23 protein-coding genes, 1 tRNA gene and 1 pseudogene are annotated in these 26,550 nt (G+C 71.3%); 11 read left to right on the top strand and 14 right to left on the bottom strand.

Translation table 11 applies throughout. The features are described from left to right. Window position 1: 1 nt before the first annotated feature. Together ACGFZK_RS16165 and ACGFZK_RS16160 are read right to left on the bottom strand one after the other, a co-directional pair. Window positions 2-1,702, bottom strand: coding sequence for a sensor histidine kinase (locus ACGFZK_RS16165; RefSeq protein WP_393849499.1), 1,701 nt, complete (start codon window positions 1,700-1,702; stop codon window positions 2-4). Between the two features lie 213 nt (window positions 1,703-1,915). After that, window positions 1,916-1,998 (bottom strand) — tRNA-Leu (locus ACGFZK_RS16160). A 294-nt stretch (window positions 1,999-2,292) separates the two neighbouring features. Between ACGFZK_RS16160 and ACGFZK_RS16155 the strand changes: the two genes are divergently transcribed. The 6 genes from ACGFZK_RS16155 to pknB all read left to right on the top strand — a co-directional run bounded on the left by ACGFZK_RS16155 (window position 2,293) and on the right by pknB (window position 10,386). Further along, window positions 2,293-3,129: an FhaA domain-containing protein gene (locus tag ACGFZK_RS16155; RefSeq protein ID WP_393849498.1), complete on the top strand. Its 837-nt coding sequence runs from the start codon at window positions 2,293-2,295 to the stop codon at window positions 3,127-3,129. Between the two features lie 10 nt (window positions 3,130-3,139). Further along, window positions 3,140-3,643 carry an FHA domain-containing protein gene (locus ACGFZK_RS16150; protein ID WP_393849497.1) on the top strand — a complete coding sequence of 168 codons (504 nt, stop codon included), beginning with the start codon at window positions 3,140-3,142 and terminating at the stop codon, window positions 3,641-3,643. Window positions 3,644-3,736: 93 nt separating this feature from the next. Next, window positions 3,737-5,248: a PP2C family protein-serine/threonine phosphatase gene (locus ACGFZK_RS16145; protein WP_393849496.1), complete on the top strand. Its 1,512-nt coding sequence runs from the start codon at window positions 3,737-3,739 to the stop codon at window positions 5,246-5,248. Between the two features lie 34 nt (window positions 5,249-5,282). After that, the gene (locus tag ACGFZK_RS16140) at window positions 5,283-6,707 is read left to right on the top strand and encodes an FtsW/RodA/SpoVE family cell cycle protein (protein WP_393849495.1); all 1,425 of its coding nucleotides are present in this window, start codon (window positions 5,283-5,285) and stop codon (window positions 6,705-6,707) included. Next, window positions 6,704-8,167, top strand: coding sequence for a peptidoglycan D,D-transpeptidase FtsI family protein (locus tag ACGFZK_RS16135; protein WP_393849494.1), 1,464 nt, complete (start codon window positions 6,704-6,706; stop codon window positions 8,165-8,167). Before ACGFZK_RS16140 ends, ACGFZK_RS16135 begins: the two co-directional genes overlap by 4 nt. Window positions 8,168-8,361: 194 nt before the next feature. Next, complete coding sequence (gene pknB, locus ACGFZK_RS16130) at window positions 8,362-10,386, top strand: Stk1 family PASTA domain-containing Ser/Thr kinase (RefSeq protein ID WP_393849493.1); 2,025 nt, start codon at window positions 8,362-8,364, stop codon at window positions 10,384-10,386. A gap of 203 nt (window positions 10,387-10,589) precedes the next feature. On the opposite strand, the gene ACGFZK_RS16125 is transcribed toward pknB, so the two are convergent. The 6 genes and pseudogenes from ACGFZK_RS16125 to ACGFZK_RS16100 form a co-directional block, all read right to left on the bottom strand. Continuing rightward, window positions 10,590-11,315, bottom strand: coding sequence for a class E sortase (locus tag ACGFZK_RS16125; RefSeq protein WP_393849492.1), 726 nt, complete (start codon window positions 11,313-11,315; stop codon window positions 10,590-10,592). A gap of 13 nt (window positions 11,316-11,328) precedes the next feature. After that, window positions 11,329-12,168: pseudogene (locus ACGFZK_RS16120) on the bottom strand (class E sortase); the annotation flags it as partial. Then, window positions 12,150-12,788: an aminodeoxychorismate/anthranilate synthase component II gene (locus ACGFZK_RS16115; RefSeq protein WP_393849491.1), complete on the bottom strand. Its 639-nt coding sequence runs from the start codon at window positions 12,786-12,788 to the stop codon at window positions 12,150-12,152. The pseudogene ACGFZK_RS16120 and the gene ACGFZK_RS16115, both read right to left, overlap by 19 nt. Continuing rightward, on the bottom strand, window positions 12,785-12,961 hold the full coding sequence (locus tag ACGFZK_RS16110) for a hypothetical protein (protein ID WP_030011120.1): 177 nt from the start codon (window positions 12,959-12,961) through the stop codon (window positions 12,785-12,787). Before ACGFZK_RS16110 ends, ACGFZK_RS16115 begins: the two co-directional genes overlap by 4 nt. Before the next feature lie 89 nt (window positions 12,962-13,050). Then, window positions 13,051-13,827 carry a class E sortase gene (locus tag ACGFZK_RS16105; protein WP_393849490.1) on the bottom strand — a complete coding sequence of 259 codons (777 nt, stop codon included), beginning with the start codon at window positions 13,825-13,827 and terminating at the stop codon, window positions 13,051-13,053. After that, a complete protein-coding gene (locus tag ACGFZK_RS16100; RefSeq protein ID WP_393849489.1) occupies window positions 13,799-14,572 on the bottom strand; it encodes a DUF881 domain-containing protein in 774 nt (257 codons plus the stop codon). The genes ACGFZK_RS16105 and ACGFZK_RS16100 overlap by 29 nt, the downstream gene beginning before the upstream one ends. Before the next feature lie 91 nt (window positions 14,573-14,663). On the opposite strand from ACGFZK_RS16100, the gene crgA reads away from it, so the two are divergent. Next, window positions 14,664-14,918, top strand: coding sequence for a cell division protein CrgA (gene crgA / locus ACGFZK_RS16095; protein ID WP_030383881.1), 255 nt, complete (start codon window positions 14,664-14,666; stop codon window positions 14,916-14,918). 115 nt (window positions 14,919-15,033) lie between these two features. Here crgA and ACGFZK_RS16090 read toward each other — a convergent pair whose 3' ends face one another. Beyond that, entirely contained in the window at window positions 15,034-15,909 is an 876-nt protein-coding gene (locus ACGFZK_RS16090; protein ID WP_393849488.1) for a rhomboid family intramembrane serine protease, read from the bottom strand. A gap of 112 nt (window positions 15,910-16,021) precedes the next feature. Further along, complete coding sequence (locus ACGFZK_RS16085) at window positions 16,022-16,549, bottom strand: peptidylprolyl isomerase (protein ID WP_393849612.1); 528 nt, start codon at window positions 16,547-16,549, stop codon at window positions 16,022-16,024. 147 nt (window positions 16,550-16,696) lie between these two features. Here ACGFZK_RS16085 and ACGFZK_RS16080 point away from each other — a divergent pair, with 147 nt between their 5' ends. Continuing rightward, the gene (locus tag ACGFZK_RS16080) at window positions 16,697-17,404 is read left to right on the top strand and encodes a DUF5324 family protein (protein ID WP_393849487.1); all 708 of its coding nucleotides are present in this window, start codon (window positions 16,697-16,699) and stop codon (window positions 17,402-17,404) included. Window positions 17,405-17,474: 70 nt separating this feature from the next. Here the strand turns inward: ACGFZK_RS16080 and ACGFZK_RS16075 are convergent, their stop codons facing one another. After that, window positions 17,475-18,017 carry a LysM peptidoglycan-binding domain-containing protein gene (locus tag ACGFZK_RS16075; protein ID WP_393849486.1) on the bottom strand — a complete coding sequence of 181 codons (543 nt, stop codon included), beginning with the start codon at window positions 18,015-18,017 and terminating at the stop codon, window positions 17,475-17,477. A 196-nt stretch (window positions 18,018-18,213) separates the two neighbouring features. On the opposite strand from ACGFZK_RS16075, the gene ACGFZK_RS16070 reads away from it, so the two are divergent. Both ACGFZK_RS16070 and ACGFZK_RS16065 read left to right on the top strand, forming a co-directional pair. Next, window positions 18,214-19,119, top strand: coding sequence for a hypothetical protein (locus ACGFZK_RS16070; protein ID WP_393849485.1), 906 nt, complete (start codon window positions 18,214-18,216; stop codon window positions 19,117-19,119). An 85-nt stretch (window positions 19,120-19,204) separates the two neighbouring features. Continuing rightward, window positions 19,205-19,384, top strand: a complete 180-nt coding sequence (locus ACGFZK_RS16065) for a hypothetical protein (protein WP_393849484.1) — start codon at window positions 19,205-19,207, stop codon at window positions 19,382-19,384. 74 nt (window positions 19,385-19,458) lie between these two features. Here the strand turns inward: ACGFZK_RS16065 and ACGFZK_RS16060 are convergent, their stop codons facing one another. Further along, window positions 19,459-22,668, bottom strand: a complete 3,210-nt coding sequence (locus ACGFZK_RS16060) for a BTAD domain-containing putative transcriptional regulator (protein ID WP_393849483.1) — start codon at window positions 22,666-22,668, stop codon at window positions 19,459-19,461. A 281-nt stretch (window positions 22,669-22,949) separates the two neighbouring features. Here ACGFZK_RS16060 and ACGFZK_RS16055 point away from each other — a divergent pair, with 281 nt between their 5' ends. Then, complete coding sequence (locus tag ACGFZK_RS16055; protein ID WP_393849482.1) at window positions 22,950-24,305, top strand: NB-ARC domain-containing protein; 1,356 nt, start codon at window positions 22,950-22,952, stop codon at window positions 24,303-24,305. A 27-nt stretch (window positions 24,306-24,332) separates the two neighbouring features. Here ACGFZK_RS16055 and ACGFZK_RS16050 read toward each other — a convergent pair whose 3' ends face one another. Further along, on the bottom strand, window positions 24,333-25,370 hold the full coding sequence (locus tag ACGFZK_RS16050) for an MmcQ/YjbR family DNA-binding protein (RefSeq protein WP_393849481.1): 1,038 nt from the start codon (window positions 25,368-25,370) through the stop codon (window positions 24,333-24,335). Between the two features lie 29 nt (window positions 25,371-25,399). Then, window positions 25,400-26,545 (bottom strand): NAD(P)/FAD-dependent oxidoreductase, encoded by a 1,146-nt coding sequence (locus ACGFZK_RS16045; protein ID WP_393849480.1) that lies wholly within the window; start codon window positions 26,543-26,545, stop codon window positions 25,400-25,402. Between the last annotated feature and the right edge of the window lie 5 nt (window positions 26,546-26,550).

The raw sequence follows: 26,550 nt of genomic DNA, 5'->3' as shown, positions 1-26,550 counted from the left end.
CCTACTGCTTGACCTCGTACTCCTGCTTTTCCACGAGCTTGCCGTCCTTGAAGCAGAACCGGAAGATCAGGTCCGTTCCCAGGGCGCCCGGCTGGTCCTCGGCCAGCAGGGCCAGGCAGTCCGAGCCGGCCGGCCGGAGCGGCCCCTTGCGGGCGGCGCCGGCGGTCATGAAGTTCTCCCCGCTCGGCAGCCGGTCGCGCACGGCCTGCTCCGCCTCCCCCACGTGCACGGCGTCGAACTCGTCCCGGTCGATCATCGCGTCACTCGCCGAGTCCATCAGCAGCACCGCTCCGGCACCGAACACGATCACCAGCAGCACCACCGCCGCGAACGCGATCCCGCAGCCCACCGCGACGCCACCGGAGCGGCTGCGCACGCGCACGGCCAGCTCCCGGTCCACCGCCTCCCAGTCCATCGGCTGCTCGCCGCGGCGCCCCCGTACCCCGCCGTGCGCCTGCGCCTGCGCCTGCTGCCCGAAGTCGTCGGCCACGTCCTCCACCCCGGCCGGCTCCGCGCCGTACGGCAGGACCCCGGCCACCCGGAAGCCGCCGCCCTCGGCGGGGCCCGCGTGGACCATCCCGCCGACCAGCCGGGCCCGCTCGCGCAGCCCGGTCAGGCCCTGCCCGCCCGAGACCACCTCCTCGGACGCCGGACCGGCCGACGGCCCGTTGGCGATCTCCACCACCAGCGAGTCGTCCTCGAACCGCAGCTCCACCGTGATCGGCGCCCCCGGAGCGTGCTTGTACGCGTTCGTCACGGCCTCCTGGACGATCCGGTACGCGGCGTGGTCGCACGCCGCGACCAGCGGCCTCGGCTGCCCCGACGTGGTCATCCGCACGTCGGTCCCCGAGCCCCTCGCCGCCTCCACGACCCCCGCGATACCGGCCACCCCGCGCGCCGCGGGCTGGGCCTCCTCCACGGGCGCGGGCGCCTCCACCCCGTCCCGCAGGATGCCGACGACCTCGCGCAGTTCGTGCATCGCGGCCACCGAGGCCTGCCGCAGCACCCCCACCGCCTCGCGCTGCCGGTCGGTGATCTTCGGATCCACCTCCAGCGCCCCCGTGTGCACGGAGATCAGGGCCAGCTGGTGCCCCAGGCTGTCGTGCATGTCCTGGGCGATGCGCTGGCGTTCGCGCAGCCTGGCCTGCCCGGCGACCATGGCCCGCTCGCGCAGCAGCTGCCCGTTGCGCTCCTGGAGGGCGCGCAGCAGGGTGCGGCGCTGCGACCAGTACCGGCTGGCCAGGCCCGGCATCACCGTCATCGCCAGGAACATCAGCGTGGAGAACACGATCACCAGCAGCGGGCGCATCTGCGACCACTGGTCCACCACGCTGAAGCCGACCGCCGCCCCGAAGGCCAGCGTGAAGGCGGTCAGCGCGCGGCCCACCCCGACGATCCGCCGCCCGGCCGACCAGCCCATCAGGGGCAGGACGAAGAACGCCCCGGGCAGGGGGGTGATCACCGCCGAGGCGAGCACGAGCGTGGTTCCCGGCAGCCTGCGGCGCAGCAGCGTCAGCGCCATCACCACCGCGGCGCCCGCCAGCATCCGCGGCCCGGACGCGTTGTCGAGCTCCTCGACGCCCAGCCCGAGGATGGCCAGTACGCCGCCGAGCGCCAGGTCCCCCGCCAGCATCCGCCGGGTCCACGGCTCCGGGCCCTTCAGCCAGTCCAGGCCGGCACGCGTCTTCGCCTTCACATCCACGCGCCCGACCCTATGTACCCGCACGCCGGCCCGGCCGCCCTCTTTCGTCGCAACTCCCTTCGACGAAAGTCGGACAATCGGCGGGCCCGTCCCGATCTCCCCCGAGGACCGGGGACCGGGGCTACGGGTCCGGGGCCACGGGTCCGGGGCTACGGGTCCGGGAAATGCGAAACGGCCGCCACCGCTTTCGCGGTGACGACCGTCTCGTCGATGTGGGCGAGGGGGGATTTGAACCCCCACGTCCCGAAGGACACTGGCACCTGAAGCCAGCGCGTCTGCCGTTCCGCCACTCGCCCGAGTAGCTCTCCAGTGGATCTTCCCTTTCGGGCCGTTCCCCTGGCGACGTCGAAACATTAGCACGGTGGACGGGGTGGTTTCACATCGCTTTCCCGGCACCCCCGCACCCCGGCTCGGACGGGCCCCTCCCGCACTCCGCTCCCGGTGCGGGACACTGTCCTAGGTGCGCCCCTACGATCACCTGTGAGGACCAACACTCGTCCTCACAGGTGCGATGGGGAACCACCCGAATCCGCCACGCGTGGATACGATCAGTAAGCAGTACAGGGCGACAACGACGGAGGAGGTGCCCCATGGGAGTTCTGAAGCGGTTCGAGCAGCGACTCGAAGGTCTGGTGAACGGCACCTTCGCCAAGGTGTTCAAGTCCGAGGTCCAGCCGGTGGAGATCGCCGGAGCCCTCCAGCGGGAGTGCGACAACAACGCCACCATCTGGAACCGCGAGCGGACCGTCGTACCCAACGACTTCATCGTCGAGCTCAGCGCCGGTGACTACGACCGCTTGAGCCCCTACTCCGGGCAGCTCGGCGACGAGCTCGCGGGCCTCGTCCGCGACTACGCCAAGCAGCAGCGCTACAGCTTCATGGGCCCCATCAAGGTCCACCTGGAGAAGGCCGACGACCTCGACACCGGGCTCTACCGGGTCCGCAGCCGCACCCTCGCCTCCAGCACCTCCCAGCCGCAGGCCCCCCAGGGCGGGCAGCAGGGCGGTCAGGCGGCAGGCGGCTACGGATATCCCCCGGTCGCGGCCCCGCCCATGCCCAGCGCCCCGCCCCCGGGCGGACCCGGCGCGCGACGGCCCGCCCCGGGCGGACCCGTCGGAGTCGCCCCCGTGGCCGGCTCGGGCGGCCCCCGGCGCCACTGGATCGAGATCAACGGCACCCGCCACCAGATCTCGCGCCCCACGCTCGTACTCGGCCGAAGCACGGAAGCCGACGTGCGGATCGACGACCCCGGCGTATCCCGCCGGCACTGTGAGATCCGGACCGGAACGCCCTCGACGATCCAGGATCTCGGGTCCACCAACGGCATCGTGGTGGACGGGCAGCACACCACCCGCGCTACGCTCCGCGACGGCTCGCGGATCGTCGTGGGCAGTACCACCATCATTTATCGGCAAGCCGAAGGGTGAAGCGGGGGCAATGTCAGAGCTGACCCTGACGGTCATGCGGTTGGGTTTCCTGGCCGTTCTGTGGCTGTTCGTCATCGTGGCCGTTCAGGTCATCCGCAGCGATCTCTTCGGGACGCGGGTGACCCAGCGCGGCTCCCGTCGCGGCGGCGGCGCCGCCGGCGGCGCCCCGCAGCAGGCGGGCCGCCAGGCCGCGCCTCCGCAGCAGCGCCAGCGACGCGGCGCACCCACCAAACTCGTCGTCTCCGAGGGCATCCTCACCGGAACCACGGTGGCCCTCGCCGGCCAGACGATCACGCTGGGCCGCGCGCACGACTCCACGATCGTGCTGGACGACGACTACGCGTCCAGCCGCCATGCCAGGATCTATCCCGACCGTGACGGCCAGTGGATCGTCGAGGATCTCGGGTCCACCAACGGCACGTATCTCGACCGGACCCGGCTGACCACCCCGACGCCCATTCCGCCGGGCGCACCGATCCGCATCGGCAAGACCGTCATCGAGCTGCGGAAGTAGTACGAGAATGAGCGAGCGGAGCGAGCGCGCGGCGGCGATCCGTCCCACCGGGGACACGGACCCGTGCGCGCTCCCGACCGGAGGGTGGGCAGTGTGGCTCGAGACCGGTTGTACCCGGAGGCAGCTTCGTCGACAGGGCAGGTGCGCATGAGTCTGTCCTTGCGGTTCGCCGCCGGATCCCACAAGGGCATGATCCGTGAGGGGAACGAGGACTCCGGCTACGCCGGGCCCCGTCTCCTCGCGATCGCCGACGGCATGGGAGGCCAGGCCGCCGGCGAGGTCGCGAGCTCCGAGGTGATCTCCACCCTCGTGCAGCTCGACGACGACGTCCCGGGCTCCGACATCCTCACCTCCCTCGCCACGGCCGTGCAGCGCGCCAACGACCAGCTGCGCGTCATGGTCGAGGAGGACCCCCAGCTCGAGGGCATGGGCACCACCCTGACCGCCCTGCTGTGGACCGGCCAGCGCCTCGGACTCGTCCACGTCGGCGACTCCCGGGCCTACCTGCTCCGCGACGGCGTCCTCACGCAGATCACCCAGGACCACACCTGGGTGCAGCGGCTCGTCGACGAGGGCCGCATCACCGAAGAGGAAGCCACCACCCACCCGCAGCGCTCCCTCCTGATGCGCGCGCTCGGCAGTGGCGACATCGTCGAGCCCGACCTCTCCATCCGCGAGGTCCGCGCCGGTGACCGCTACCTGATCTGCTCCGACGGGCTCTCCGGCGTCGTCTCCCACCAGACCCTGGAAGAGACCCTCGCCGACTACCACGGTCCCCGCGAGACCGTGCAGTCGCTGATCCAGCTCGCGCTGCGCGGCGGCGGACCCGACAACATCACCTGCATCGTCGCCGACGTCCTCGACACCGACAGCGGCGACACCCTCGCCGCCCAGGTCAACGACACCCCGGTGGTCGTCGGCGCGGTCGCCGAGAACCAGCACCAGCTCTTCGACGGCGGCAACGCCATGCAGACCCCGGCCGGCCGGGCCTCGGGCCTCGGCCGTCAGGCCTCGCCCCCCGGCGCCTTCGGCCCCCCCGGCAGCGGCGAGGCACCCGGCTACGGGTACTCCGACCAGGGCCAGGGCGCGGGCGGCTACGGCACCTTCGGCGAAGCCGACTCCTACGAAGCCGACTCCGGCTACGAGGACACGTACGACCGCCCCCGCAGGCGCCGCAGCAAAGGGCGCAAGTGGACCACCCGTACGCTGACCCTGCTCATCGTCGCCGGTGTCATCGGCGGTGGCCTCTACGCGGGCTGGCGCTGGACCCAGACCCAGTTCTACGTCGGCGTGAAGGGCGAGCACGTCGCGCTCTTCCGCGGCATCAGCCCGAAGCTGGGGCCGCTGGAGCTCTCCAAGGTGGAGACCGACCGCCCCGACATCGAACTGAAGTACCTGCCGCCCTTCAAGCGGAAGCTGGTCGAGGCCACCATCAGCGAAGGCAGCCTCGACGCCGCGCGGAAGAAGCTCGACGATCTCGGCGTCCAGGTCTCCGCCTGCAAGAAGGACGAGGAGCGCCGCAAGGCCGAGGCGCAGAACAGCCAGTCGCCCGCCCCCAGTCTGACTCCCGAGGAGCAGCAACTGGTCGGGCTGTGCGGCAAGTAGTAGACATACGCGGGCGCAGGGGGCCTGCCACACCATGAGCGTAGTCACCAATACGACCACCATCGGGGCCATCGAGGCGCCGAGCAGGCGGAACACCGAGCTCCTGCTGCTCGGCTTCGCCGTGCTCATCCCGATGTTCGCCTACGCCAACGTGGGCCTCGCGATCAACGGCACCCTGCCGCCCGGCATGGTGGTCTACGGCCTCGGCCTCGGCGCCCTCGCCGGGATCGCGCACCTCGTCGTGCGCCGGTACGCCAAGTACGCCGACCCGCTGCTGCTCCCGCTGGCCACGCTCCTCAACGGGCTGGGTCTCGTCCTGATCTGGCGCCTGGACCAGTCCGAGCGCCTGCAGAACCTCGCCAAGCGGTCCTTCGGCGCGTTCTCCCCCTCCGCGCCCCGCCAGATGATGTACACGGCGCTCGCCATCGCCCTGTTCGCCGCCGTCCTGCTGATCCTCAAGGACCACCGCGTCCTGCAGAGGTTCACGTACATCTCGATGGCCGGCGCCCTGGTCCTGCTGATCCTGCCCGTCATCCCGGGCCTGGGAGCCGACGTCTTCGGCGCCAAGATCTGGATCAGCGTCGGCGGCTTCTCCATCCAGCCCGGCGAGTTCGCGAAGATCGTCATCGCGATCTTCTTCGCCGGTTACCTGATGGTGAAGCGCGATGCGCTCGCGCTGGCCAGCCGCCGCTTCATGGGGCTCTACCTGCCGCGCGGCCGCGACCTGGGCCCGATCCTGATGATCTGGGCGATGAGCCTGCTCGTCCTCGTCTTCGAGAACGACCTCGGCACCTCGCTGCTCTTCTTCGGCATGTTCGTGATCATGCTGTACGTGGCCACCGAGCGCACCAGCTGGATCGTCATCGGTCTGCTCATGTCGGTCGGCGGCGCCGTGGTCGTCGCCACCTTCGCCAGTCACGTCAAGGTCCGTGTCACCGCCTGGCTCGACCCCTTCGCCTGCTACACCACCTCGGGTGCCTGTGAGCAGGTCGGCCAGTCGATCATGAGCTTCGGTTCCGGTGGGGTCCTCGGCGCCGGCTGGGGCCAGGGCAACTCCGACCTCATCGGCTTCGCGGCCAACTCCGACTTCATCTTCTCCACGGTCGGCGAGGAGCTCGGCCTCGCCGGGGTGATGGCCTTCCTCCTGATCTACGGGCTCATCATCGAACGGGGCGTCCGCACCGCCCTCGCCGCCCGCGACCCCTTCGGCAAGCTCTTCGCCATCGGCCTCTCCGGCGCCTTCGCGCTCCAGATCTTCGTGGTCGCCGGCGGCGTCATGGGCCTCATTCCCCTCACCGGCATGACGATGCCCTTCCTCGCGTCCGGCGGTTCCTCCGTCCTCGCGAACTGGATCCTCATCGCCATCCTCATCCGGATCAGCGACACCGCCCGCCGCCCCGCACCGGCCCCCGTCCCGTCCCCCGACTCCGAGATGACCCAGGTGGTCCGTCCGTCATGAACAAGCCCCTGCGCCGCATCTCGCTGTTCTGCGGGCTGCTCGTCCTCGCCCTGCTGGTCCGCACCAACTGGCTGCAGTACGTGCAGGCCGAGGAGCTCAGCACCCGCAAGGAGAACCGCCGGGTCCAGATCGCCCAGTACGCGACCGAGCGCGGCAACATCATCGTCAAGGGCGAGCCGATCACCGGCTCCTCGGTCACCGACGGCAGCGACTACAAGTACAAGCGGACCTATACGGAGGGCGAGCTCTGGGCTCCCGTCACCGGGTACGCCTCGCAGGCCTTCGGCTCCACCCAGCTGGAATCGCTCGAGGACGGCATCCTCACCGGCAACGACGACCGGCTGTTCTTCGACCGCACCATCGGCATGTTCACCGGGGAGAAGAAGCAGGGCGGCAACGTCGTCACCACGCTGAACCCCGCCGCCCAGAAGGCCGCGTTCGAGACGCTGGGCAAGAAGAAGGGCGCCGTCGCGGCCATCGACCCGCGCACCGGCGCCATCCTGGCCCTGGTCTCCACCCCCTCGTACGACCCCTCGCGCTTCGCGGGCAACTCCAAGGACGACGAGAAGGCCTGGGTCGAGCTGAAGGACAGCGAGGACAAGAACCTCGTCAACCGCGCCCTGCGCGAGACGTACCCGCCCGGTTCCACCTTCAAGGTGGTCACCGCGGCCGCCGCGCTGGAGCACGGCGTCGTCTCGGACATCAACGCCGCCACGGACACCCCCGAGCCGTACTTCCTGCCCGGCACCAAGACCGTGATGGTCAACCACGCCCAGGGCTGCGAGAAGGCCAGCCTCAACAAGGCCCTCGAGGTGTCCTGCAACTCCGTCTTCGCGAACATGGGCGACAAGGTCACCCGCGACAAGATGGTGGAGACCGCGGAGAAGTTCGGCTTCAACAACGACAAGATCGACATCCCGGTCCGCGCGTTCGCCAGCATCTACGACAAGAAGATGGGCAAGGACGGCAACGCCCAGAGCTCCATCGGGCAGTTCAACACCGCCGCCACCCCGCTCCAGATGGCCATGGTCACCGCCGCGATCGCCAACGACGGCAAGCTGATGAAGCCGTACATGGTGGATCACCTCACGGCCCCCAACCTGGACATCATCGAGAAGCACGACCCGCAGGAGATGAGCCGGCCGCTCTCCGCCGCCAACGCGGAGAAGGTGCAGCAGATGATGGTCAACGTCGTCGAGAACGGCACCGGCGGCAAGGCCAAGATGAAGGGCGTGACGGTCGGCGGCAAGACCGGTACCGCGCAGCACGGCGAGGGCAACAAGAAGCGCCCGTACGCCTGGTTCATCTCCTACGCCGAGACCTCGGACAAGGCCTCGCCCGTCGCCGTCGCCGTCGTCATCGAGGACAGCGAGGCCGAGCGCGAGGACATCAGCGGTGGCGGTCTGGCCGCCCCCGTCGCCAAGGCGGTCATGGAAGCGGTGCTCAACAGCCAGGGGTGACCGAGGGATGACGGTCCGGAGCGGGTGACCCAGATCACTGAAGCCCGCCCTGATCTGCGCGTACGGTACCGGTCCAGTATCAGCCTGTGGCCACGAACCGATCACGGACGATCGGCCGGTAGCCTTTGCGCGAACAGCACACCGCCGGACCACACACAGGTGCGGTCGGGACTGACGGAGAGGGCTGCAACGTTATGGAAGAGCCGCGTCGCCTCGGCGGCCGGTACGAGCTGAGCCACGTGCTCGGCCGTGGTGGCATGGCCGAGGTCTACCTCGCCCACGACACCCGGCTCGGCCGTACCGTCGCCGTCAAGACCCTGCGTGCCGACCTCGCCCGCGACCCGTCCTTTCAGGCCCGGTTCCGGCGCGAGGCGCAGTCGGCCGCGTCGCTGAACCACCCGGCGATCGTCGCGGTCTACGACACCGGCGAGGACTACGTCGACAACATCTCCATCCCGTACATCGTGATGGAGTACGTCGACGGCTCCACGCTGCGCGAGCTGCTGCACTCGGGCCGCAAGCTGCTGCCCGAGCGCACCCTGGAGATGTGCATCGGCATCCTCCAGGCGCTGGAGTACTCGCACCGTGCCGGCATCGTGCACCGCGACATCAAGCCCGCCAACGTGATGCTGACGCGCACCGGCCAGGTCAAGGTCATGGACTTCGGCATCGCCCGCGCCATGGGCGACTCCGGCATGACCATGACGCAGACGGCCGCCGTCATCGGCACCGCCCAGTACCTCTCTCCCGAGCAGGCCAAGGGCGAGCAGGTCGACGCGCGCTCCGACCTCTACTCCGCGGGCTGCCTGCTCTACGAGCTCCTCAGCGTCCGGCCCCCGTTCGTCGGTGACTCCCCCGTGGCCGTCGCCTACCAGCACGTACGGGAAGAGCCGCAGCCGCCGTCGAACTTCGACCCCGAGATCACGCCCGAGATGGACGCCATCGTCCTCAAGGCGCTGGTCAAGGACCCCGACTACCGCTACCAGTCGGCCGACGAGATGCGTGCCGACATCGAGGCCTGCCTCGACGGCCAGCCCGTCGCCGCCACCGCCGCCATGGGCGCGGCCGGCTACGGCTACCCCGACCAGGGTCACGGCTACGGGCACCAGGGCTACGACCAGCCCACCGCCGCCCTGCGCACCACCGACCCCGGTGGCCAGACGTCGATGATGCCGCCCATGCCCCCGGGCGACGGGTACGGCTACGGCGACCAGGGCCACGGCGGCTACGACCAGGGACCGCACCGCCGCCAGAAGAAGAGCAAGGCGTCCACGATCCTGCTCGTCGCGGCGGGCATCCTCGTCCTCGTCGGCGCGATCCTCATCGGCCGCTCCCTCTTCGGCGATGGCGCCGACAACCGGCCCGCCGTGCCCAAGCTCATCGGCCAGACCCTCGAACAGGCGCAGAAGAGCGGCGACAACGTCGGCCTCAAGGTCGTCAAGGGTGCCGACGCGCCCTGCGACGACCAGCCCAAGGGCAACGTCTGCAAGCAGGAGCCCGCGGCCGACACCAAGGTCGACGAGGGCTCCTCGGTCACCGTGACGATCTCCGCGGGCGCGGCCAAGCTGCCGGTCCTCAACGTGCTGAGCCTCAGCTTCGACGAGGCGGAGAAGCAGCTGAAGGAGAAGGGCTTCCAGGTCGAGCGCAAGCCGCAGGAGTCCGACCGCCCGGCCGGGACCGTCCTCGATCAGAACCCGAAGGGCGGCACCGAGGCGGAGAAGGGCAGCGTCGTCACGCTGACCGTCGCCAAGGAGATCTCCAAGGCCGAGGTGCCGGACCTCAAGGGCAAGAAGAAGGACGAGGCGGCCACGGCCCTCACGGCCGCCAAGCTCAGGCTCGGCAGCGTGACGGAGACCGAATCGCCGGGCGCCGCACCGGGCACGGTCATCGATCAGCAGTTCCAGGCGGGCCAGCAGCTCGAGGTCGGCAAGACGGTGAACATCACCATCGCCAAGGCCTCGACGCAGACCACCGTGCCGAACTTCGCCGGCCGCACGCTGGGTCAGTACAAGGACGATCTGCGGCGCGCCAACCTGAAGGTCGGCGTCGTCGGCGGCCCGACGGACGACAACGCGTTCGTGCTGGCCACCGACCTGCAGCCGGGCACCCCGGTCAACTCCGGCCAGGCCGTGAACATCTTCACGGGCGGCGGCCAGCAGCAGGGCGGCAACGACAACGGCGGCCGCGGCATCATCGGCGGCCTGGGCGGCGGCAACTAGCGCAGCCCGTCGGCACGGCGACCGCACAGCGGCAGAGGTCCGGCCCCCCACCCCGTTCCCGGGGTGGGGGGCCGGACCTTTGGCCGTCCCGTGCGAGACCGCCGCTGTACGGCCGCCTGCGGCCCCGCCCGGGGCGGACGGGTCTCCGGGGGCCCAGGAGGCATCAGCGCCGCCCACAAGGGCCTTCCAGCCCCTCCGGGTGTTCAGCGCAGCTCGGCCGGCGGGGTCCGCTTCGCGTCCACCTTCTCCGTCCGGACCAGCTCGCCCCACACGATGTACCGGTACTTCGAGGTGTAGACCGGGGTGCAGGTCGTGAGCGTCACGAACCGGCCGGGAGCGGTCCTGCCCGAGTCCTTGGGGACCGCGTTGATCACGTCGGTGTTGTACTTCGAGGTCTGGCGCAGCTCGGCGAAGACTTTGTAGACGTACCAGGTGTCGCGGGTCTCGAAGACGATCGCGTCGCCGCTCTTCACCTTGTCGATGTTGTGGAACTTCGCCCCGTGGCCGTCCCGGTGCGCGGCGAGCGAGAAGTTGCCCTTCTCGTCCCACGGCAGGGCCGACTTCACCGGCTCCGTGTAGTACCCGGCCACGCCGTCGTCGAGGGTGTCCGGGTCGGTACCCGCCTTGACGAGCACCTCGCCGTTCCTCATCGCGGGTACGTGCAGGAAGCCGACGCCGTCCTGGGTGTCCAGCGCCCCCGGTTCGGCGGACTGCGGTGAGGGGGTCTGCCACTGCTGGCGGATCTCGTCCCCGCGTGCCGACGCCTGACGGTCCGCGAGCACGTTCGTCCACCACAGCGAGTAGGCCACGAACAGGCCCAGCACCAGGCCCACCGTGATGAGCACCTCGCCCAGCAGGCTCAGGAATCCGGCGAGCACACTGCGGTTGCCGACGGGCGGAGCCGCGGCGCGGCGGCGGGCACGAGACACTGCTGATTCGTCCTTAGCTGGTCAGCGCGGGCGGCGGGCCCTGGCTGCGGGGGCGTTCATCGGTCATCCTGCCCCATACGATCATCCGGTAGGTGCTGGTGAACTCCGGGGTGCAGGTGGTCAGCGTGATGTACCGGCCCTCGGATGTGAATCCCGAGCCCTCCGGCACGGGTTGGATCACCGCCACGTTCGTCGGCGGTGTCTGCGCGAGCGACGAGGTCATCTCGTACGTGTAGTAGGCGTCCCGGGTCTCCACGACGACGGGGTCCCCGGGCACCAGCCGGTTGATGTAGCGGAACGGCTCGCCGTGGGTGTTGCGGTGTCCGGCCACCGCGAAGTTGCCCCGCTCGTCGGCCGGCATCGCCGTCTTCAGCGCGCCCTCGCCGTAGTGCCCGACCATGCCCCGGTCCAGCACCTTCGGCTTGCTGATGCCCTCCGCCACCGGGACCTTCACGTCCAGCTTCGGGATGTGGAGGATCGCGAAGCCCTGGCCGGGCTCGAAGGCCGTCACGGTCGGCGCGGCGGATCCGGAGCCACCGGGATCCTTCTCCCAGGTCTGGCGCAGCGAGCCGGCGGCCCCGTTCGCCACCCGCTCCGCCAGCAGGTTCGTGTACCAGAGCTGGTAGGCGACGAACAGCAGCATCACCAGGCCCAGCGTGATGAACAGCTCCCCGCCCAGCCGGCTCGCGATGACCACCGGGCCGCCCGAGGCCGGGCGCCTGCGCCGCCGGCCGCCCCGCCTGCGGGTGCGTCTGGCGGCCTGCTTCGCGGCCTCCTGAGCTGCCCTGCGTCGCGCGGCCCGGCCCTCCGTGGGCGCGGACGGCGCGACCGCGGTCACGCGACGGCCTTGCCCACCACCGGGGCCAGCCCCACCGACCGCTCCACGGCACCGGCGTCACCGCACCGCACCAGCCAGTTGGCGAGCATCAGGTGGCCCCACTCGGTCAGCACCGACTCGGGGTGGAACTGCACGCCCTCGACGTCGTGCTCCCGGTGGCGCAGGCCCATGATGATCCCGTCCTCGGTCCGCGCCGTGACCTCCAGCACGCTGGGCAGGGTCGGGGGCTCGGCGGCGAGGGAGTGGTAGCGGGTCGCGGTGAACGGCGACGGCAGTCCCCGGAACACCCCGAGCCCCTCGTGCACCACGGGCGAGGTCTTGCCGTGCAGCAGCTCGGGCGCCCGGCCCACGACGCCGCCGTAGGCGACCGCCATCGACTGCATGCCGAGGCAGACACCGAAGACGGGAACGCCCGTCTGCGCGCAGTGGCGGACCATGTCGATGCAGACGCCCGCCTCCTCCGGCGTACCGGGGCCGGGGGACAGCAGGACGCCGTCGAAGCCGTCCTGCGCGTGCGAGAGCTCGACCTCGTCGTTGCGCAGCACCTCGCATTCGGCGCCGAGCTGGTAGAGGTACTGGACCAGGTTGAAGACAAAGCTGTCGTAGTTGTCCACAACCAGAATGCGCGCGCTCACGGAGTGGCTCCCGATCCCTCGTCCACCGTCACATCGTTGAACGGAAGAAGCGGCTCGGCCCACGGGAAGACGTACTGGAACAGCACGAAGACCACCGCGAGGACCAGTACGAGCGAGATCAGCGCGCGGACCCACGCGTTTCCCGGCAGGTGCCGCCAGATCCAGCCGTACATGCCGCCTGATTCCTTTTCGTCCACGTTCGTTCAACGCACCGCGGGGGCGGTACGCGAACAGACTAAAGGCAGCGGCCCGAAAGGGTGGGTCACCCGGACAAACCCTCCGGCCGCCCCTGGGCCGCGGTGCGCGTCCCGGTCAGCTCCGCCCAGACGACCAGCCGGTGGCTGTGGCCCCATTCCGGGTCGCAGGTCGTCAGCGTCAGATAGCGGCCGGGCGCCCGGAACGGCGATTTCTCCGGGACCGGGTCGACCACCCCGACGTCGGTGGGCAGCGTGCGCAGGGGTCCGCCCCGGACCGTGTACGTGTACCAGGTGCCCGCGTCCTTGAGGATCACCTCGTCCCCGCGGCGCAGGTCCGGGAAGTCCTTGAAGGGATCGCCGTAGGTGCGCCGGTGGCCGGCCACCGAGAAGTTCCCGACGGCTCCGAGGCGGGCGGTGGCGGCGTAGTGGCCGAGGCCCCGCTTCAGCAGTTCGGGGTCGGTGCCCTCCAGGACGGGCTTGACCCAGTCCGGGCCGAAGCGCGGGACGTACATCTCGGCGAAGGACCGGCCGGCGGGGTAGCGCTCCGGCTCGGCCGGAGGCGCCGGGGACGCGGGGGACGCAGGGGGCTGCGCCGGCCCGGGTGATCCGGTCGGCTGCGGCGCGGCCGCCGCCGGGGCCGCCGCCCAGCGGTCGCGCATCCGGTCCCGCTCCCCGTCCATGGCCCGGTCGGCCTTGACCCCGGTCCACAGCAGGACGTACGCGACGAAGAGCACGATCAGCGTGCCCGCCGTCAGGCACACCTCGCTGAACGTCCGTACCACCAGGCGCAGTACGACGTCAGGACGGACCCGCTCACGGGGTGGGCGCCACCGGCTTCGCATAGTGGAGGTCCACTGTGCCGGAGTAGCCGGGAAGTGTCAGCGCCTTGTGCTCGTCCACTTTCCAGCCGAGCCCGTACGCGTTCACGTACAGCTGGTAGTTCTGCAGCGCCGGAGAGGCGGCGAGGGCCTTCTTCATCGTGCCCGGGTCGCCGACCGCCGAGATCTTGTACGGCGGCGAGTAGACCCGGCCCTGGAGGATCAGGGTGTTGCCCACGCAGCGCACCGCGCTGGTGGAGATGAGCCGCTGGTCCATGACCTGGATGCCCTGGGCGCCACCCTGCCAGAGGGCGTTGACCACGGCCTGCAGGTCCTGCTGGTGGATCACCAGGTCGTTGGGCTGCGGCTCGGGCACGTTGGGGATGCGGGCGGTGGCGTTCGGCGGGGCGTCGTTGAGGGTGACGCTCAGGCCCTTGCCGGTCAGCTCCTCGGTGCCGGAGGCGGCGCGCAGGGCGGACAGCTTGGCGTCCTCCGCCTTGGTGCTGCCGTCGTCACGCTCGGCGAGGGCGTCCACCCGGCCGCGTACCGCCGCGGTGCTCTGTTCGAGCGCCGCGTTGTCCTGGCTGCGCTCCTTGATGAGGTCCGACAGTTTCAGGAGTGAGGCGTCCGTCCGGATGTTCGTACCCTTGGAGGTGTTGAAACTGGTGACGAAGAGCAGCCCGGCCAGGGCGAAGACGGCGGCAGTCAGCAGCCGGACCGGTCTGGCCCGGCGGCGGGGACCCGCGGAGGAGTCGTCGGAATTGCTCAACGTACCCTTCTCCTTCAACGCCACAGGTCCACTACGCTAACGGACGCCCGGGGCAGGCAAGGTCCCCAGCGCATCGACAGGAGAGCCCCTCGTGCCGAAGTCACGTATCCGCAAGAAGGACGACTACACGCCGCCGCCGACGCGGCAGCCGCAGAGCATCCGGCTCACGAATCGCAGCTGGGTCGCCCCGGTCATGCTGGCGTTCTTCCTGATCGGACTCGCGTGGATCGTCGTTTTCTACGTGACCGAGACCCAGCTGCCGATCGAGGCACTGGGCAATTGGAACATCGTGGTCGGTTTCGGCTTCATTGCCGCTGGATTCGGCGTATCCACGCAGTGGAAGTAGCACCCCACAGCCCCTGATGGAAGCTCTCCCCATGAGTTATCCACAGCGTCATCCACACCTGAGGAAAAGACAGAAGATCTGTGGATAACTCTGTGGAGAGTTGACGCCGGTGTGATCAGGTGAGTTCCGCGGTGCGGGCCAGGATCACCGCCGCGGCCAGCAGGAACGCGACACCGCAGGTGCCCCACTGGACGAGTGCGCGATTCCTGCCGGCGGCGGGCATGAGCATGCCCAGGCCCACCAGCGCCCCGGTGACCAGGCCGCCCACATGGGCCTGCCAGGACACGGTGAGCGCACCGCCGAACGGTACGAAGGTCAGCACCAGCATCAGCACGACCATGACGATCACGGGCCGCATCTCGTAGCGCAGCCGCTTCGCCAGGACGACGGTGGCGCCGAGCAGGCCGAAGACGGCGCCCGACGCGCCGAGGGTCGGAACGTTCGGCTCGGTCAGCAGATAGACGAGCGCGCTGCCGCCCAGGCCCGAGAGCAGGAAGACCGCGAGGTAGCGGACCCGGCCCAGCGCCGCCTCCAGCGGGCCGCCGATGACCCACAGGGCGATCATGTTGCCGATGATGTGCCACCACTCGGTGTGCAGGAACACCGAGCTGAACAGCCGGTAGTACTCGCCTGTGGAAACCCCGTGGACCGGGCCGCCGAGGTACTCCCGGTACCGGGCGATCAGCTCCAGCTGGACGGCGAGCACCGGGTCGGAGAGTGCCACGAGGAACACCAGGACGTTGGTCCCGATGAGGATCTTGGTGATCAGGTGGGGGTCGGCGGCGACCCGTCCGCCGGCGACGGTGCGCGGCGCGCTGGCGGTCGGCCGGTGCCCGGTGCCGGAGCCCTCACGGACGCATTCGGGGCACTGGAAGCCGACCGAGGCGCTGATCATGCACTCGGGGCAGATGGGGCGCTCGCACCGGGTGCAGCTGATCCCCGTGTCGCGGTCCGGGTGGCGGTAGCAGCCCGGCAGACGGTCGGTGTCCATCGGTTCCCTCGATCAGCGGCGAGGCAGAGGGCAGCCCCGCCGGTCCGGTATGTATCCAGTACGGACGAGCGGGGCGGAAAGGTTCCCGGGAGCAGGTCCGCGGACCGGCGCGTCAGCGCTTCTCGACGACCACGGACTGGATGGTCACGTCGTCCAGCGGGCGCTCGGTGCGCGGGTTGGTGGCGCTGCCGGCGATGGCGTCCACGACCTTGCGGCTGGCCGGGCCGGTGACCTCGCCGAAGATGGTGTGCTTGCGCGTCAGCCAGGCGGTGGGCGCGACGGTGATGAAGAACTGCGAGCCGTTGGTGCCCGGGCCCGCGTTGGCCATGGCGAGCAGGTAGGGCTTGGTGAAGGCCAGGTCGGGGTGGAACTCGTCGGCGAACCGGTAGCCGGGGCCGCCGGTGCCGTTGCCGAGCGGGTCGCCGCCCTGGATCATGAAGCCGCTGATGACTCGGTGGAAGACGGTGCCGTCGTACAGCGGGTCCGTGGTCTTCTGACCGTCGGTCGGGCGGGTCCACTCGCGGGCGCCCGTGGCGAGCTCGACGAAGTTCCGGACGGTCTTCGGAGCGAAGTTCTCCAGCAGCTCGATCTCGATGTCGCCGTGGGTCGTCTTCAGGGTGGCGTAGAGCTTCTCGGCCACGGATCTGCCTTCCATAGTCATCACTGTCGGTCCAGATGGTCGCACGGAGCGCTCCGCGGCACTGAAATCCTCCACCCGTATGCCCTGTCACACATGCCTGTCCGCGGTATGGCAGGCATGATCCGACAAAGGGTGGAAAGGTGAACTGTGTCCGCCACCGAGGAGGAGGATCCCGTGACCGGCAAGGAGAGCATGCGCCTGGCAGCCGAGAGTGCCAGGGACAGTGTGCGGCACGCGACGGAAGTGGTGGCGCCGTACGCGGAATCCGCCAGGGATGCCGCGGTGCACTACGCCCAGGAAGCCAACGAGCGGCTGGCACCCAAGGTGTCCTACGCGGCAACCAGCGCGGCGCAGCACGCCCGTACGACCTACGACTGCCATCTGCATCCCCGTCTCAAGGCGGCGCGGGCCCATGTCCCGCCCCCCGTCGACCGGGCGGCGACGCAGGCGCGCAGGGCGGCCCGGCAGGCCGCCGAGTACACACAGCCACGGATCGAGAGCGCGATCGCGGCCGCCACCCCGGTGGCCGAGGAGGCCGCGTCCCGTTCGACGGCGGCCTTCGCGGCGCTGCGCGGCCAGGTGACGGCCAAGGAGGTGCAGAAGCTGGTGCGCCGTCATCAGCGGCGCGAGCGCAACGGCCGGATCCTGCGCGGTGTCGCCCTGGTCGGCGTGGTGGCGTGCGCCGCCTTCGCGGCGTGGAAGTGGTGGGACCAGCAGTCGAATCCGGATTGGCTCGTCGAACCGCCGACGGCCACCGAGTTGTCGGGGCGCGACGCGGCGCCGGCGACTTTCGACGACGAGCTGGCGGAGAAGGAGCGCGAGGCCGAGCCGGGCTCGGACGACAAGCAGCTCTGATCGGACGCACGCGGAAGGGGCCCGGATCCTGCACCAGGATCCGGGCCCCTTCCGCGCCGTCGGCCGGATGTCAGCCGGGGAGGGTGAGGACCGTGCCCGGGCGGACGAGGTCGGGGTTGGAGCCGACGACGCCCTCGTTCAGGGCGTAGAGCTCACGCCAGCGGGCCTCGTTGCCCAGCTCGCGACGGGCGATCGCGGCGAGCGAGTCGCCGGGCCGGACGGTGTACGTGCGCTTCGCGGCGGCGGCCCCCGGCCTGGACATCGGGGCCGCCGGTACGGCCTTGTGCGCGGCCGAGTGGGGCGTGGGGGTGTGCATCGCGCCCGGCGCGGCGGAGGAGGAGGCCGCGGGCTTCGGCATCGGGGTGAGTTTGGGGAGGGCGGGCACGGCCTTGTGCGCGGCGGAGGTGGGGGTCGGGGTCGCGGGGGCGGGCCTGGGCGGCGCGGCGGCCGCCATGCGCTCGGCGGCGGCCCGGGTGGCCGAAGCGGCGTCGGCCGCCGAACTCGCGGAAGGCGTCCTCGTCTCCCCGGTCTGCTGCTGGACCTGCTCCTTCGTCTTCTCGGCGGCGCCGTGCGCCTTCTTCTTGTCGTATTTCAGGAAGTCGAAGAGTCCCATGTCTGTACGCCTCCGGCGGGATGGTGCCCCCTGGTATCGGTACCTCCTTCCACTGTCCTGCACCGGGCGCCCCACGGCCCCGCGACGGGACCGTCCGGGGGACGCGAGGCTGCACCCCCGCCGGGCGGGGAAGGCGACGGGAACGGTCCGGGAAGGCCCGCCACCACCCTCGTGAGACACGATGGAGGAGAATTCTGTGATCATCAGCCAGGCCGCGGAACGGGTAGTGCTGGTCAGGCCCGGACCCGGGCTCGTACGCGCCGCGACCGTTGCGGGTCTCGACGTCTGGGTGGTGTCGGATCCCGGCCCCCGGCCGGCGGACGCCCAGCTGCTCGCGGAGGTGCCCCCGCAGCGCCTCCTGCGCGTGGACTTCGATGACCCGGCCGCGCTGCGCGCCCTGTTGACGGACACGGTCCTCACGCACGGGATCGGGCAGATCCTCTACCTCACGAGCGATCTCGAACGGGATCTCGGCAGCGGGGTCGCGGCCGCAGCCGAGGAGGTGCTGCGGGAACTCTCCGCGAGCCGCGGGAAGCCGGCGGGCCGACTGCCGGACGCGGTGGCGATCCGGCGCATCCTGAACCAGAGCCGGACCTCGGCCGTACGCGCCGAGGAGGCTCGGACCGTCACCGAGGCGTGCTCACTGGCGGAGGACTTCCCGCTGCCCGTGGTCATGAAGTCGGCCGACAAGTCCGGGTGCTGGTGGACCGTTGTGGTGCACGACCGGCCCGGGCTCGCCCGGTGGGCCGAACAGGCGTTGACCGCCCGGCACTCGGCCCCCTATCTCGTCGAAGAGCTCCTGACGGGAGCCAAGTTCCGGGTGGAGACGCTGACCGTCGACGGAATGCACCTGGTCGCCGACATCGCTCCCGAGGGAACGGTGGCGCCCCTCCACGACGCGGAGCAGGCCGGGATCCGGGCGACGGTACGGGCCCTGCTGGACCTGGCCGGGTACGAATCGGGCACCACGCGGACAGACGTGCTGGTCAGCGCGCGGGGATCACGTATCGCGGCAGCCATCGAACCCGACCGGGAACAGCGCGGTCACGGCCGTTCCCGCACCGTGGCCGCGAGCGGTATCGAGAGGGGAACGGACCGGTAAGGGACTCGGCCACTCTCTGTCTTGTCGAGAGCGGCCACCGCACCACACGGGAGCCGCACCGGGTACACACCAGGGGGTTCCACACATGCGCAGCAAGCTGGCTGGACTGATCGGGATCATCGCGGCGGCTCTGGCGATCGGGGTCGGTGTGACCGTCAGCAGCCCGGTGGACGCCGGTCAGCCCTCCGGCTACCAGGTGCTCGCGGAGGACAAGGGACCGGGCGCCCCCTCCCCGGCCCCGTCCCCGGTCACGTCCCCCCGCTAGACCGGCGGCTCGCCGCGCACGACACGGATGTGCCCCGCACCGGATTCCGGTGCGGGGCACATCCGTGTGCGGGGTCAGTGCACCGGGCGCTGCTCCGCCAGGGCCGTGGAGCGGTGCTCCGTCAGGCCCATCGACTCGAATAACTCCTCCGCGGCCGTGCGGTATCCGGCCGCCGTGGCGAGATCGCCGAGCGCCTCGGCCGCATGGGTGAGGCCCACCAGCGCGGACACCTCCTCCGCGCGGAAGCTCATCGGCGCCGCGACCTTGTGGGCGTGGGCGTGCAGGGCGTGCGCCTCCTCGTGCTCTCCCCACAGCATGTGGAGTCGCCCGAGGACGTTCTCGACCTTGGCGAGCCGGATCGCGGCGCCGCTGGTGCGGCCGAGGACCAGGGAGCGCTCCGCGAACGCGCGCGCCTGCGGGCCGTCGCCCCGCTCGTGCGCGACCTGGGCGGACAGCGCGAGCACCAGCGCGACGTCGCCCGGAGACCTGGTCTCGTCGCACAGGTCGCGGGCGCGCTCCAGGCTGGCGTCCGCGTCCGTGTACTCACCGAGGGCCACCTGGGCGAAGGCCAGATCGGTCAGGGCCACGATCTCGTTGCTGCGGTAGCCGAGGTCGCGGTCGATCTCGATCGCCCGGCGGGCGGCCGCCGCCGCCTCCGGGAAGCAGCCCCACCGCTCGTACAGCGTGCTGAGGATGGTCAGGCTCTCCGACTCCGCGCGCGGGTTGCCCAGCTCCTGGGCCATGGAGACGGACCGCTCCACCAGGGGGAGGGCCTCCTCGTACCTCCCGAGCATCGACATCAGCAGCCCGAGCGTCGATTCGCTGTTCGCCTCGGTGTGCCGGTCCCCCGCGCGGATCGCCGTGTCGCGCGCCTCCGTGGCCACCTCCAGCCCTTCCTCGAAACGGCCCAGCTTCCAGCAGGCCGCGCCCAGATTGGCCAGGCTGATGCCGAGGAGCGCGGGATCGTCGAGCCGGCGGGCGGCGGCGACCGCGAGGTGCCCGACGCTCCAGAACTCGTCGAGCTGTCCGTGCGCGTGCAGGTGGAAGCCGACGTTGCGGCTCAGGCAGGCCGCGTACCGGTCGTGGCCGGACCGCTCGGCGAGGGAGACGGCCGCGAGCAGTCCGGCCTGCTCCCGGTCGAACCAGCTCACGGCCTGCTCGGTGTCCCTGAAGTACGGCCGCTCGCCCTGGTAGGGCGGAATTCCGGTGGGGCGGCGCTCACGGCTGGGGAACAGCACCTCGCAGGCCGCGTCCGAGGTCGTCAGGTAGTAGCCGAGCAGCCGCTCGACCGCCGCCGCGTCGTCGTCCGCCGTCGCCGGACCCCGCAGGCTCTGGGCGAAACTGCGCACCAGGTCGTGGAAGGTGTAGAGGCCGATGTCGGGCTGCTGGACCAGGTGGACGTCGAGCAGGAACTCCAGGGCGTCCTCGGCGTCGCGGACGGCCGTACCGAGCAGCGCGGCCGCCGAGTGGACGTCGGTACCGGCGCACGGGTACAGGCTGAGGATGCGGAACGCCGTGCGGTACTCCTCGTCCATCGCCAGGTACGACAGCCGAAGGGTCGCCGCGACACTGCGTTCGCCCGAACTCAGCTCGTCCATCCGGCGTTTCTCGTCGCGCAGCCGCTCGACCAGGTAACGCACCGTCCAGCGCGGTCTGTTGCGCAGCCGCGCGGTCGCGATCCGCAGCGCCAGCGGCAGGTGGCCGCACAGCTCGGCCAGTTCGGCGGAGGCCGCCGGCTCGGCGGCCACCCGGGTCGCGCCGAGGGTCTCCGCCATCAGGCTGGTGCTGTCCTCGGGCTCCATCATCCCGATGGACACCCACTCGACGCCGTCGAGGTCCAGCAGCCGCCCCCGGCTGGTGATCAGGGCCAGACAGCCGGGCGAGGCCGGCAGCAGGTGCCTGATCTGGGCCGCGTCCACCGCGTTGTCGAACAGCAGCAGCATCCGCTGCCCGTCCAGCTTCGACCGCCACAGGGCCGTGCGCCCCTCCAGGTCCTCGGGGATCCGGTCACCCGGGGTACCGAGGGTCCGCAGCAGGCTGTCGAGCGCCGCGGCGGCCGTCACCGGCAGCCGGCCCGGGGTGAAACCGTGCAGGTCGATGTGGAGCTGCCCGTCGGGATACCGGGCGGCCAGGTGGTGCGCGGCGCGTACGGCCAGGGTGGTCTTGCCCATGCCGCCCATGCCGTCGATGGCCACGATCCGGGCGTACCGGTCGCTGCCCCGGCCCTCGTCCTGCACGTAGTCGAAGAGCTCGGCCAACTCCTTGGCGCGGCCGGTGAAGTCGGGCAGGTCGTACGGCAGGGTGCACGGGGCGTCGGCCGGCGCGGCCCGCGTCCCCGGCTCCTCCCGGACCGGTCCCACGGGTGCCGGTGCCTCCGCGTCCACGCCCTCGGGCACCGGCGCCACGGAGGGCGCCACGGGCACGACCGGCTCGGGCACCGGCGCCACGGGGGCCACCGGCTCCGGCGCCGGCCGTTCGGGCGCGGCCAGCTCGGGGCTGTCCCGCAGGATCGCCTCGTACAGCTTGGCCAGGCGCGGGCCGGGGTCGATCCCGAGCTCCTCGACGAGCAGCTCGCGGACCTCCCCGAACTCCTTGAGCGCCTCGGCCTGCCGCCCGGAGCGGTACAGGGCGAGCATCAGCTGGCCGCGCAGCGTCTCCCGCAGCGGGTGCTGGGTGATCAGGGCCCGCAGTCCCGAGATGAGTTCACCGCTCTCGCCCAGGGCGAGGCACAGGTCGAACAGCTGCTCCGCGGCAGCCAGTCGGCGTTCCTCCAGCGCGGTCGCCGCGGCCTCGATCACCGGTCCGCCCGACCCGGACAGGACCGAGCCCCGCCACAGCGCGAGGGCGGCCCGCAGCGCATCGGCGGCCGCGGACCTCCCGCCCTCGCGCAGGGCCTGCGCCGCCGCCTTGGTTAGGGCGTCGAACTCCAGGAGGTCGACCTGGTCGTCCGCCACCACCACGCGGTATCCCGGCCCGTCGGTGGCGATCACCTCGGTGCCGGTGGGTATGCGCCGCCGCAGGTCGGCGACGGCCTTGCGGACCTGGTGCGCCGCCGTCACCGGCGGATCCTTCTCCCAGGTCGCCTCGACCAGCCGGGCCACGGGCACCACCCGGCCGGCTTCGAGCAGCAACATGCACAGGACCCGTTCCTGAATCGCTCCCCCCAGTCGCAGCCGTACCTCGTCGGTCCAGCCTTCAAGAGATCCGAGAACGTTGAAGCGCAGCCTGCCCCCCACAGATACCCCGCTTCGTCTCTCCCCGGATTCCGTATCCGCCCCCGGCATCGGACATCCACCCCCAATGAACACGACCCCTGGCCAGGCCATGTCAACCGGATCATAGGGGCTACCCCTAGCAGGCGGTAAGCATCCGGTAGCAGATCAGGAAGGGCGACACGGACAGTTCATGGGCGGCCCGGAGCAGGCCGCACACGGAGCGAGTGCCAAAGGAGCAGAGTGTGGGAAGACTGGAGAGACCACTGGCCCCCGATGCCGGACCAGTCACCGCGTTCGCCCGGGAGTTGCGCCGGCTGCGGACCGCGGCGGGCAGTCCGGGATACCGTGACATGGCCACACGTGCCATGTTCTCCGCGTCGGTGCTCTCCGACGCGGCCGCCGGATACCGCCTCCCGACGCTTCAGGTAACCCTCGCCTTCGCCGAGGCCTGCGGTGGTGACCGTGCCAGCTGGGAGCGCCGCTGGCACGAGGCGGCGCGTGCCGAGGGCGACGACGGATCGGCCCGCCCGGCCGTGAAAGCGGTGCAGCAGCACCAGGAGAACGAGCTGCGCGCCGCCGACGTGCGCGCCGTGCTGCCGCCGCCCGCACAGCTGCCGATGGAGGCTCGCCCCCTGGTCGGGCGGCGTGAGCTGCTCCAGCGGGCCCGGGCGCTGACCGCCCCCTCGTACGGCGAACAGCGCGCCGCCGTGCCCCTGGTGATCAGCGGTCAGGTCGGCGTCGGCAAGACGTCCTTCGCCCTGCGGCTCGCCCATGAGCTGGCCGTGAACCTGCCCGACGGGCAGCTCTACGCGAACCTGGACCCGGCCGCGGACGGGCGCAAGGACGCCGCCGGAATCGCGGGCGGTTTCCTGGAGGCGCTCGGTATCCCCGCCGACCGGATCCCGAACGATCCCGGTCAGAGAATTGGCCTGTACCGGTCGCTGCTCAACCGGCGGCGGCTGCTCGTGGTGCTGGACGGCGTCCAGCACGAGCGTCAGATTCGGGAACTTCTGATCGCGGCGCCCGAGAGCCGCATCATCGTCACCAGTCGGTCGAGGCTCCTGGGCCTCGACGGAATTGGCCGGATCCGGCTCCCCGCACTGGACCGCGACGAGTCGATGGAGCTGCTCGCGCAACTGCTGGGCTCCGACCGGGTCGGCGGCGAGCCGCGCGCCTGCCTGCGCCTCGCCGACGCCTGCGGGGACCTGCCGCTGGCACTCAACCTGGCCGGCCGGCGCATCGCGGCCCGCCCCGAGTGGATGCTCCAGGACTCCGTGTCCGAGCTCCTCGGCGACGGCCTCGACGGGCCCGGCGCGCAGCGGGCGCCCGGCCGCTTCCTGGCCCGGCTCCAGGTCGGGGACGACGCCCTGAGCAGCCGCCTCGACAGCGCCTACCGGCTGCTGACCCCGTGGGCCCGCCTGATGCTGCGCCAGTTCGCCGGCTCGGACAGCGCGCCCTCCGTGGACAACGTGGTGTACGAGTCCGCGGACGCGCTGGCCATGCTGGTCGAGCGGTCCGCGCAACCGGTGGAGGACCTCCTCGAACGGCTCCTCGACGCGGGGCTGCTCGACCACTCGGACCTGCCCGGGCAGTACGGACTGACGCCGATGGCCCGGGCGTACGCACTGACGCAGCCGGACCCGACGGAGGAGGACCCGGCGCCCGCGGCGGCGCGGGGCGAGGTGCACGCGAGGCAGTCGAGGTAGGCGCGGCCGTTCGCCGGAGGCCGCCGGTCAGGGCGCGGGGGGTGTCACTCCCCGCCGCGCCCGGTCGGCGGCCTCCCGTGCGTCCGCCGCCGCCGCGTAGGTGATCGTGACGTAGAGGTACTCGTCGAGGATCTTGGCGAGGGACACCCCGGGCCGGCCGATCTCGGCGCACAGGGCCGCCTCCCGCGTCCCGCCGGCCTCCTCCAGCGCCGCACGTGCCCAGGTCCGGCCGAGCTCCAGGTGGCGGGCGAAGGCGGCCCTGTCCCGGACCCCGTACAGCCGCTGCGCGATGGCCGCGTCCCACGGCATGACCGAGTCGGGCCGCAGCGCGTACAGGGCCTTGGACGCCGCGGTCGGGCCGAGGCTGCGGCGGCCGATCGGCAGCGCCGCCAGCTCCTCGTAGGCCGCGGCGAACCGGGAGATCTCCCGCGGGGTGAGCCGGGCGAGCGGTGCGTGCGCAAGGGTGTGCCGCTGCGCCCATGCGGCGAGTCCCGCGCCGAACGTGTCGGGCTCGCCCTCGCGCGGGTACCGGATGCGGCAGCCCCAGGAGTTCAGCCAGCGGTGCAGGGCCGTACGGTGCGCGGCGAGCGAGAGGTCCAGGGCCGGGCCGGTCTCCACCCGCAGCGCCAGCCAGCTCCGGTCCACGCCCGCGAAGCCGTTGAACACCTCGGTGGAGGAGCGCAGTTCGTCCAGGGTCGGCGCGGGCGGAGCCGGCGGCGCGGCGGGCGGATCCAGGTGGGCGCGGGCGACCTTCGCGGGCACCACCATCCGCCAGGCCTCGATGACCAGCTCCGTCAGCTCGTCGGTGCCCAGGGCCGCGAGGCGGGCCTCCACCCAGTGGAAGCGCAGATCGGACTCCCGGGGCAGGAAGAACTTCTCCGGCTCGGCGGCGACGAGCGCCGCCCGCTCCTCCTTCGGGAAGGCGAAGCCCAGTTCGCTCTCGTCCCGGGACAGGGCGAGGTACACGATCTGGCCGATCCGGAACTTCACCCGGTCCCGGATCAGGTGCTCCTCGGTCCTCGGCAGGCTCAGCGCGAGCCGCCGTACGTCGTCCACCGTTGCCACTGCCTGCTCCTCCACGTCCGGCCGCCGGCTCACCGGCCCGCGAGCTGCGGGGTGTGGACGTCCAGCGGTGGCCCGTCGAGCGCACCGAGGCCGATCAGCGACGGACTCCTGCCGATCAGCCGGTCGGCCAGCGACCGCGCGATGAGCGGCGCGAACTTGAAGGATGTGCCACCGCAGGCGGCGTACGCGAATCCCGCGCCGCCGAGGGCGACCAGCAGCGGGCCGCCGGTCTCCGTGAAGGACGTGTAGTAGGCGTCCTTGGCCGCGGTGACCCAGGCCGGGCCGAAGCCGGGCAGCAGGTCCCCGAACTCCTTCTCCAGCCGGCGCTGCCAGTACGGGTCGGTGCCGTGGTCGGTGAGCTCGTCCACCACACGGCAGGCGGTGGCCGAGGTGAGCTTGAGGGCCGTGCCCGCCACCGGCGGGATCAGCCAGGCTCCGCCCGACGTGCCCAGGGCGGGTATGGCGGGTGTGGCCGCCCAGGCCTGCGCCTGGTGCCGCGGCACCCTGCAGTAGAGGAGGGACTGCCGGTAGAGGGTCAGCCGCTCGGAGACGCTCTGCGGCAGCAGGTCGCGGGACCAGGGGCCCACGGCCACGAGCACCGCGTCACTGCGCAGCACCCGTCCGTCCACCAGCCGTACGCTGCCGCTCTCGCCGTCGACGGCGGTCACGGCCCGGTGCTCGATCAGCTCGATGCCCCGCTGCCACTTCAGCCAGCCGACGCATGCGGCGAGCACCCGTTCGGCGAGCAGCACGCCCGCCTGGTCCTCCAGTACCGCGCCGAGGCCGCCGCCCACGTGCAGGTGCGGATAGCGGTCGGCCAGGCCGGCCGCCGTCAGTTCCGTGGCGCTGCCCCCGGCGTCCTCGAGCATCGCCGCCGCGTCCGTCGCCGCCGCGGGCGGCAGCACGGTGAGAGAGCCGACCTGCTCGTAGAACCGCGTCAGGAACAGTTCTTCCAGCTCCACCCAGCGGCGGTGCGCGCGCAGGGCGGCCGCCGTGGTCCGCGGGTCCGCAGGGTGCAGGGCCCGCAGGATCCTGTGCTGGTCGAAAGAGGTGGCTCTGCTGTGCGGGATGGGGCCCTGGTCCACGATCGTGACCTTGTGTCCGTCGAGCACGCACTCGACTGCCGTGAGCAGGGCGATCACACCGCCGCCCACTACCGTCACCGTCGTCGACATCACAC

It is taken from the genome of Streptomyces sp. NPDC048257 (assembly GCF_043201855.1).
Lineage (GTDB): Bacteria > Actinomycetota > Actinomycetes > Streptomycetales > Streptomycetaceae > Streptomyces.
Note: the sequence above shows the minus strand (reverse complement) of the source record. Positions and strands in the feature narration are given on the sequence as shown.